We start from the raw sequence: 3769 nt of genomic DNA, 5'->3' as shown, positions 1-3769 counted from the left end.
TTGTTCTTGCGCCCCCCCAGGCCCTCGTGGGTGCCATCCCCCGCCCGCTGCCCCCGACTCTACATATGGACCTCATGACCACACCGCCCTCCCCTGCCCGACGCCTGCGCCGCTGGCTGCTGTCCGGCGCCCTGCTGCTGGCCGCCGGTATCGCTGTGCTCTCGCTGTGGAACAGCCCGTGGGCGGCGGCACCGAAGATGCTGTGGGCGCTGGGACGCATGCCACCGGCCACCGAGCTGCCCGTGCCCGTGGACGGCGTGCGCCCGCGGCAGATCGCCGACACCTTCGGTGCCCCGCGCGGCAGTGACCGCACGCATGCCGGCATCGACATCTTCGGCAAGCGCGGCACGCCCGTGCGCAGCGCTACCGCAGGCGTCATCGCCGATGTGACCGAACGCGGGCTCGGCGGGCGCCAGGTCTGGGTAATCGGGCCCGGTCGTGAGCGTTACTACTACGCACACCTGGAAGACTGGGCCGAGGGCCTGGCGCGAGGCCAGGTGGTCCAGGCCGGGCAGCTGCTGGGCCATGTGGGCGACAGTGGCAATGCCAAGGGCACGCCGCCGCACCTGCACTGGGGCATCTACGGCAAGGACGGCGCGCGCGACCCGTTGCCGCTGCTGCGTTGAGCGTAATGACGCTGCGGCTCGACTCAATGACGGGCCCGTCGCATCATCAGCCACAGTGACAGGGAGAGCACGCCGATGGCCCAGCTTCGCGCCACCCCGCTGTTGATCGCCACCGTGATCCTGGCCACCGGCTGCAGCACCCTGCAGGCACACCGCGACCCGTGGTGCAGGCAACTGGCTGCCTACGCCAACACCGCACAGGTCGATGCCCCGCGATCGATTGAACTGGTGACCGACTGGAGCCGCTGGAGCAAGGGCTGCGAGGACGATGGCAGCGACGCCGGCAAGCAGTTCTGCCACTGGCTGATCCCCAACACCTCGACCGAATTCGCCTCGGCCAATATTCGCCACACGCTGGCCTGCCTGGATCCAACGGCCATCCATGCCGGGCGTCTGCGCAGCACCCCGGTGTACATCACCGGCAAGGTGGAGGTGTACGGCGCGCCCATGATCGATGAAGACGTGATGGTCACCGTCGAGTACGCCGATGGCATCGAGGACCAGTTGCCGCACATGAAAATCCAGGCCGAGCGCACCCCGCTGGACGACTGATACGGCGAAGGGACTGGCACGCCCCGGCGCCATTTGTAAATAGAAACAATTCGCATTAACATAGTTGCGTTTTCCGGGCAGCCAGGACGGTTCGCCCTCCTCGCATTGCCCAGCCAACGTCCTGCAGCGCAGGGCCCCGCCAGCGGCGTGAGACCCCCACCAGCCGCGGCGCCAGACCATCCGGGAAGCCGGTCGGACGCACGCACGTGCCCGTCCAGGAACCCACATGATCCGCTCGACCTCTGCTCTCCTGCCGCATCGCCTTTCCGCGGCGGTGCTCTCCGCCCTGTGCCTGGCCGCCGCGCCGGCCGCCTTCGCCGAAACCGCCGCCGACCCGACCACCCTCGACAAGGTCGTGGTGAAGGGCGAGCGTGCCGAAGGCTATTCGGTGCGCAGGACCTCGGCCGGTACCCGCTTCGACCTGGCCCCGCGCGAGATCCCGCAGTCGGTCAGCATCATCAGCCACCAGCGCATCGAGGACCAGAACCTCGACGACATCATCGACGTGCTGGGCAACACCACCGGCGTCACCAGCACCCAGTCGGACAGCGAGCGCACCGAGTTCTACGCGCGCGGCTTCTACATCGACAACTACCAGTTCGATGGCATTCCGACCACCATGGCGCAGAACTGGAGCTACGGCGATTCCGGTCTGGACCTGGCCCTGTACGACCGCGTGGAAGTGGTGCGCGGCGCCACCGGCCTGCTGACCGGTGCAGGCAATCCGTCGGCGTCGGTCAACCTGATCCGCAAGCATGCCGACAGCGCCGAGCTGGCCGGCAGCGTCTCGGTCAACGTCGGCAGCTGGGGCCGCACCCGCACCACCGTGGACGTAGGCAGCGCGCTGAACGCAAGCGGCACCGTGCGCGGACGCGTCATCGGCAGCTACCTGGACACTGATTCGCAGGTTGACCACTACAACCAGCGCAAGACCTTGGGCTATGCGGTCATCGATGCCGACCTGACCCCGGACACGCAGTTGAGCGTGGGCTTCGACTACCAGCACAAGAAGGCCACCGCACCGACCTGGGGCGGCTTCCCGATGTGGTTCTCCGACGGCAGCGAAACCAACTACCCGATCTCGTTCAATCCGTCGCCGGACTGGACCTTCTGGGACACCACCAGCAAGCGCGCGTTCGCCACCCTGCAGCACGCCTTCAACAACGGCTGGAAGTTCAAGATCGGCGCGACGCACGACAAGACCGATGCCGATGACAAGCTGTTCTACCCCTACTACGGCGCCGGCTTCGACAAGGTGACCGGTGCCGGCGTGCTGCCGATGGCCGGCTACTACAAGACCCACCGCAAGGTGGACGGCGTGGACGGTTACGTCGACGGGCCGTTCCAGTTGTTCGGTCGCGAGCACCAGTTCATGGCCGGCCTCAGCTACAACCGCCGCGAGTACGTGAACACCGGTGATTTCCAGTCGGCCTGGGCGGACCTGCCGAACTACTTGGCCTGGAACGGCAGCTTCCCCGAACCGAACTGGCTGGAGACCCTGCCCACCCAGAGCCAGGGCAAAATCGTGCAGAAGGCCGGCTACGCCGCCGCACGCCTGTCGCTGGCCGATCCGCTCAAGCTCATCATCGGTGCGCGCTACACCGACTACAGCCTGGACGGCACCGAAGGCGGCGTCGTCACCAGCTTAAGCCACAAGGTGACCACGCCGTACGCAGGCCTGGTGTTCGACATCGATGACACCTGGTCCACCTACGCCAGCTACACCGAGATCTTCCAGCCGCAGACCTACCGCAACAAGCAGGGCACCTACCTCGACCCGGTCGACGGCAAGAGCTACGAAGTGGGCGTCAAGGGCGCGTGGTTTGACAACCGCCTGAACGCCTCGCTGGCCGTGTTCCGCATCGAGCAGGACAACGTCGCCCAGCAGACCGGCGAGTTCGTCGACGGCGCGGCCAACGAGAACGCCTACCGTGCTGCACGCGGCACGGTCAGCCGTGGCATCGAGTTCGAACTGAATGGCGAACTGGCACCGGGCTGGAACGCGACCTTCGGCGCTTCGCGCTACGTGGCCAAGGACATCGACGGCGCCGACATCAACACCCAGCTGCCGCAGACCGCCATCAAGGTCTACACCAGCTACACCCCGCAGAAGCTGGCCGACCTGACCTTCGGCGGCGGCGTGAACTGGCAGAACAGCATCTACTACACCGACGCGGTGTACGGTCGCTTCAACCAGGATGCCTATGCCCTGGTCGGCGCCTTCGTGCGCTACCGCATCTCGCCGGAGTTCAGCGTGCAGGCCAACCTCAACAACCTGCTGGACAAGAAGTACTACGCGCAGATCTACGGCTACGGCGGTTATGGCGAAGGCCGCAGCGGCTCGCTGACCTTCACCTGGTCGTTCTGAGGCAGACGGCGCCGGGCAGCCCCCGGCGCCTTTTGTAGAGTCGAGCCATGCTCGACTGCCCTGCAATTGCAGAGTCGAGCTTGCTCCACTGCCCTGCAATTGTAGAGTCGAGCTTGCTCGACTGCCCTGCAATTGTAGAGTCGAGCTTGCTCGACTGAACCACGAAAGGCAGTCGAGCAAGCGCGACTCAACCCAACCGGGGCCATGCCCCGCCCCGCCCATA

General features: G+C 66.2%; 3 protein-coding genes. All 3 read left to right on the top strand.

The genetic code is table 11. The features are described 5' to 3' along the window. Positions 1-74 precede the first annotated feature (74 nt). The 3 genes from FJU31_RS01315 (at position 75) to fhuE (ending at position 3546) form a co-directional block, all read left to right on the top strand. Entirely contained in the window at positions 75-626 is a 552-nt protein-coding gene (locus tag FJU31_RS01315; RefSeq protein WP_150453169.1) for a M23 family metallopeptidase, read from the top strand. Between the two features lie 75 nt (positions 627-701). Then, a complete protein-coding gene (locus FJU31_RS01310; RefSeq protein WP_150453168.1) occupies positions 702-1178 on the top strand; it encodes a hypothetical protein in 477 nt (158 codons plus the stop codon). A gap of 226 nt (positions 1179-1404) precedes the next feature. Further along, positions 1405-3546 carry a ferric-rhodotorulic acid/ferric-coprogen receptor FhuE gene (gene fhuE, locus FJU31_RS01305; protein ID WP_150453167.1) on the top strand — a complete coding sequence of 714 codons (2142 nt, stop codon included), beginning with the start codon at positions 1405-1407 and terminating at the stop codon, positions 3544-3546. The last annotated feature ends 223 nt before the right edge of the window (positions 3547-3769 follow it).

Origin of the sequence: Stenotrophomonas cyclobalanopsidis (assembly GCF_008710035.1) — a bacterium.
Lineage (GTDB): Bacteria > Pseudomonadota > Gammaproteobacteria > Xanthomonadales > Xanthomonadaceae > Stenotrophomonas > Stenotrophomonas cyclobalanopsidis.
The sequence above is the reverse complement of the archived record's forward strand: the minus strand, read 5'-3'. Positions and strand labels throughout refer to the sequence as shown.

Coding starts and splice junctions, on each gene's coding strand:
- FJU31_RS01315 (WP_150453169.1), top strand. CDS start 75: ATGACCACACCGCCCTCCCCTGCCCGACGCCTGCGCCGCTGGCTGCTG.
- fhuE (WP_150453167.1), top strand. CDS start 1,405: ATGATCCGCTCGACCTCTGCTCTCCTGCCGCATCGCCTTTCCGCGGCG.
- FJU31_RS01310 (WP_150453168.1), top strand. CDS start 702: ATGGCCCAGCTTCGCGCCACCCCGCTGTTGATCGCCACCGTGATCCTG.